The sequence below is a fragment of the Sphingobacterium sp. UBA6317 genome, assembly GCF_002440385.1.
Classification (GTDB): Bacteria; Bacteroidota; Bacteroidia; order Sphingobacteriales; family Sphingobacteriaceae; genus Sphingobacterium; species Sphingobacterium multivorum.
The window spans coordinates 1-3,874 of the sequence record NZ_DJTD01000064.1; the positions used below are offsets into that span (position 1 = coordinate 1).

A 3,874-nucleotide genomic window follows, 5' to 3' on the forward strand; every position below is an offset into this window, starting at 1 on the left:
CCTTTTTGAGACAGCCTCTTTTGCATTTTAGCCCAATCCGTCCCCTTACTCTTCTTAAGAACTAACCTCAAGTTTATATCCTTTGCCACGTATAACCGTAATTTTGATAGTCGGATCAAACTCCAATTTTTTTCTAAGTTTTGATATAAACATATCTAGACTGCGCCCGACAATAATCCTCTCATCTTCCCAAATCTCTTTTTGCAGCCGGGTTCGTGCTATCGTCTGGTTAGGTGACAAGGCGAAAATATGCAACAGACGAGTTTCCGTTCCGGTGAGATCAATCGTGTTGTCATGAATGACCATTTCTCGCTCCTGCGGATTAAACAAAACTGACCCAAAGGCTAAAACAGAGTTATTTCGATCGTACAACACAGCACTTCGCCTCCGATCCGTTTTCAAAAAAATGAATCCAGCAAATACTAAAAACAACAGAATAATCAAAAAAAGGCTACTCGCTGCCGTGTTTATTCCGGTAGGTTTAAATTTAATGTTAACCATGTAACATCCTTTAGGTTGCACTCTTCCTCTGCAAGCAATAATATCATCTTTTTTATTACTGGAAATAGCATATCCATAAGCTACGCTTGAGTTGCCACAATTCAGGACGTTAACAACGTAATCACTGGCAAGAGGATCATTGACCAACAGGCGCTGAATAGCACTCACCAGCGAGTCCGGTTTAAAGGTGATTTCATTCTCAAACCTGATCTGATATTCATTTTCTTGAATCTTTTCAATCGGAAGCACCCTTGATCTACTGTCACCCGACTGTGTAAGCAGTTCATCCCCTATCCGCCGAAGCAAAACTTCTCTCCTGGCGCTATCAAAATCGTCTGTACCAGTCTTATCAAAAGCGATAAAGGCCATTGCAATAAACAAGAGCATTATCCCGCCATACAAGTACTTCCGGTTCCCTGAGAAAATATTTCGGCTTTCAGACATACGATTTACAATTTATTTACAAAGATTACATCACTATTTACAGTCTAAATCCCACTATATAAAGTATCATCAACGTATTTTTGTTACATCACGCTAAAAAGGATACGAGAAAAAAGTTTGAACGGATCTAATTTACTGTGATAAATCGAATCTTCATTAAACTTTTAAAAATATGAAAAAAATTATCTATGTATTGGTCTTACCGCTTGCCATAGGAAGCGGCTTGGCATTTGCCAATCGCGAAATCAAAAATGAAACTTTTAAAAAATCGGCTGCGAAATCACGCACTCGTTCTGAAATGACCGCCGAAAGGAATAAATGGGAAGCGAGTCCTAATGGTATAAAGTTCAAAAAATGGCAAGAATCTCCCGAAGGCATAAAAGTACTTGACAACGCGGCGAAAATAAACAATCAGATAAAGAATTCTGCCGACATAGCCGCAGTTGTAACTTCGCTTTATCTTCCACTAGGAGCACAGTTAGGTTTCGGTGTGATGGTTAGAATTAATCGTGAAGACTATATTCTCAGTTTTGGCCTGGAAAATTCCAATGAATTTCAACAATTGCGAAGCTTGAAAGTAAACGACAAAATAACGATAAGGGGTCGTGGTGTCATGTACGCGCCTAAGTATTCGTATCCAATAGTAGCGGGCGACTATGTACAAAGAGATAACAAAATAATTTATAAACGCATACCTAACCAAGGCGCTTGCTGAGTAACGTAACAACCACTCCACAAGAAAAGCCTTTCAGCATTGAAGGGCTTTTTTGCAAACACAACTATTTGTACAAAAGCAAAAATTACAGCGAAAGTAACCTTGTTACTCAAATTAAGTCACCAAACCAACTCGATAAATTTCGACAGCCTAGCAACCGACCTAAATTGGATGAAAGGAAAAATAACAAGCGAATTAAACAAATCTGATCAACAACGAACAAACAAAAACACCAGGTAAAAAAACTGATTACCAACAGTTAAGAAAAAAAACACAGAAAGTATCTAAAAAAAACTTCAATTTTTTTTAAAAAACACTGTGGAATCCATTCTTTTCTGCCATCATTATAAGGAGTAACAACAACGTGTTAACCTAAAGATGACGATCATGGCAGAATTAAATCAAAAAACGCAAGAAACGGGAAAGAAAAAAATAAGAAGCAGGAAAATGGCCCCTAAAGTAGATTTAACAGCGATGGTAGACCTCGCATTTCTTCTCATTACATTTTTTATGTTGACCACAACATTAAATAAACCATCTGCAATGGATATCGCCATGCCAGACAAAACTAAATCAGCTATAGAAAGTTCGGTTCTTATTGATGAAAACCGCACGGCAACTCTTATCCTGGGCGAAGGAAAATTCATGTGGTATCATGGGGATTTCAAAAAACCGATCAGCTCTTCACAAATACCGGTAGATATCGACAAAGGGCTCTCGGCTGTTATTGCACAGTTAAAAGCTAAGATTAGCACCATGCCCAATACAAAGGACATGATTGTATTGATTAAACCTAGCAAAGAAGCGCGCACGAAAGATGTTATTCAAACGATAGACCATTTGAAGGACCAGCATATCGCACGTTACGTAATCAGTAAAACGCAAATCGAAGAAGAAAAGCAATTGCTCGCTGCACTCCAGTAACATTGATTTAAACGATATCTTGTCCATGCTTTGAGATAACCTATTGAATGAGCCTTTCATAGGTAAAATCAATTAGTGATCAAAAAATGCGGAAATGCTTACTATTTGATCAAATATACAATAACAAGTTTACCGAAAGATCATATGATCCATCGATCTTTCGGTAGATTCCAGACGCGTAGCCTATATTATCTTTTATCCAGATTATTCCAATAACGTTCCACATTTTCTTTTACCTCAACCGGTAGGGATGCATAATTGTCCGAAAACGTTGTTTGGCTATAACCATCTGCTTCCTCTGCACGGAGACGGTAAAACTTATTCTTATAAAGAACTAGTCCAATACAGCTTAGCTGCTTTTGCAGGTCATCCTTTGGATGCCTTGAATAGATAAATAATGCATCCAATTTACCATCCCTATCCGCATCAAAAAATGCCTTTCGAGATTCCCAAACCGACGTAACAATCCCTTCTTCGGATATCAATTCATCAGCCACAAGCTGCCACATTCCATCGATCTGCTGAAATTGTTGTACATAAAGTTTATCGGGATCAGCACCCCGTTCCTCTTTTGAAAAAACAATATAATTATCTTCTTTTGGAGTCTGAAGGCGTTCCACTTGTAACACACGCTTCCCCTTAAATGGAAAACCAGAAGACTGAAAATTTTCCTTATTGATCGAAATTGTTGTAACCTGTGCCTCAACAGCATAAAATCCCATCGATAATAGGATTAAAAGAACGTATTTTCCCATATGTTTTTCCCTTAGTATTGAGTCAATTTACTGACAATAAAAGAGAATTACAAAATTTCAACGAGACATCTTTACATCCAAGTGATGCGATTCTCCATAAATGTCACTACATTTAATCCAGATAAACATCATGAAAAAGTTTTTGATCCAGCTATAGGCCTTTATTCATGAGCATAGATCATACGCCGATGAAACAGGATATTCAAACACTCGATGACATTAAAGTATTAGTAGATCAATTCTATACGACGATACGTAAAGATACTTTGCTGGGACCTATTTTTAAGGCACGAATTCAAGACAATTGGGCTATACATCTTGAAAAGATGTATAGTTTCTGGCAGACTATCCTGCTGGATGAACATAGTTATTTCGGCAGCCCTTTTCCACCCCATATCAATTTACCCATTGATGCACAACACTTTGGTCAATGGCTCAATTTATTCGAAGCAACAGTAGATTGCTTATACAGTGGACAAAAGGCCGAAGAGGCCAAATGGCGTGCGCAGAAAATGGTTCTTCGTCAATTTTGGTG

General features: G+C 38.0%; 5 protein-coding genes. 3 read left to right on the forward strand and 2 right to left on the reverse strand.

Translation table 11 applies throughout. The features are described 5' to 3' along the window. Positions 1 to 54: 54 nt before the first annotated feature. Positions 55 to 945 (reverse strand): winged helix-turn-helix domain-containing protein, encoded by an 891-nt coding sequence (locus B3E92_RS20860; protein WP_286898120.1) that lies wholly within the window; start codon positions 943 to 945, stop codon positions 55 to 57. Positions 946 to 1,117: 172 nt separating this feature from the next. Between B3E92_RS20860 and B3E92_RS20865 the strand changes: the two genes are divergently transcribed. Together B3E92_RS20865 and B3E92_RS20870 are read left to right on the forward strand one after the other, a co-directional pair. Continuing rightward, positions 1,118 to 1,660 carry a hypothetical protein gene (locus B3E92_RS20865; protein WP_112375583.1) on the forward strand — a complete coding sequence of 181 codons (543 nt, stop codon included), beginning with the start codon at positions 1,118 to 1,120 and terminating at the stop codon, positions 1,658 to 1,660. A gap of 387 nt (positions 1,661 to 2,047) precedes the next feature. Next, positions 2,048 to 2,584 (forward strand): ExbD/TolR family protein, encoded by a 537-nt coding sequence (locus tag B3E92_RS20870; protein WP_070566193.1) that lies wholly within the window; start codon positions 2,048 to 2,050, stop codon positions 2,582 to 2,584. Positions 2,585 to 2,772: 188 nt separating this feature from the next. On the opposite strand, the gene B3E92_RS20875 is transcribed toward B3E92_RS20870, so the two are convergent. Beyond that, positions 2,773 to 3,339, reverse strand: coding sequence for a hypothetical protein (locus tag B3E92_RS20875; RefSeq protein ID WP_070566135.1), 567 nt, complete (start codon positions 3,337 to 3,339; stop codon positions 2,773 to 2,775). Between the two features lie 167 nt (positions 3,340 to 3,506). On the opposite strand from B3E92_RS20875, the gene B3E92_RS20880 reads away from it, so the two are divergent. Next, positions 3,507 to 3,874: group III truncated hemoglobin (locus B3E92_RS20880; protein WP_286898122.1), on the forward strand; the 368-nt coding region annotated here is incomplete at its 3' end.

What these genes read in the sequence shown, in the direction of transcription:
- B3E92_RS20875 (WP_070566135.1), bottom strand. Translation starts at nt 3,339, where the DNA reads ATGGGAAAATACGTTCTTTTAATCCTATTATCGATGGGATTTTATGCT.
- B3E92_RS20865 (WP_112375583.1), top strand. Translation starts at nt 1,118, where the DNA reads ATGAAAAAAATTATCTATGTATTGGTCTTACCGCTTGCCATAGGAAGC.
- B3E92_RS20870 (WP_070566193.1), top strand. Translation starts at nt 2,048, where the DNA reads ATGGCAGAATTAAATCAAAAAACGCAAGAAACGGGAAAGAAAAAAATA.
- B3E92_RS20860 (WP_286898120.1), bottom strand. Translation starts at nt 945, where the DNA reads ATGTCTGAAAGCCGAAATATTTTCTCAGGGAACCGGAAGTACTTGTAT.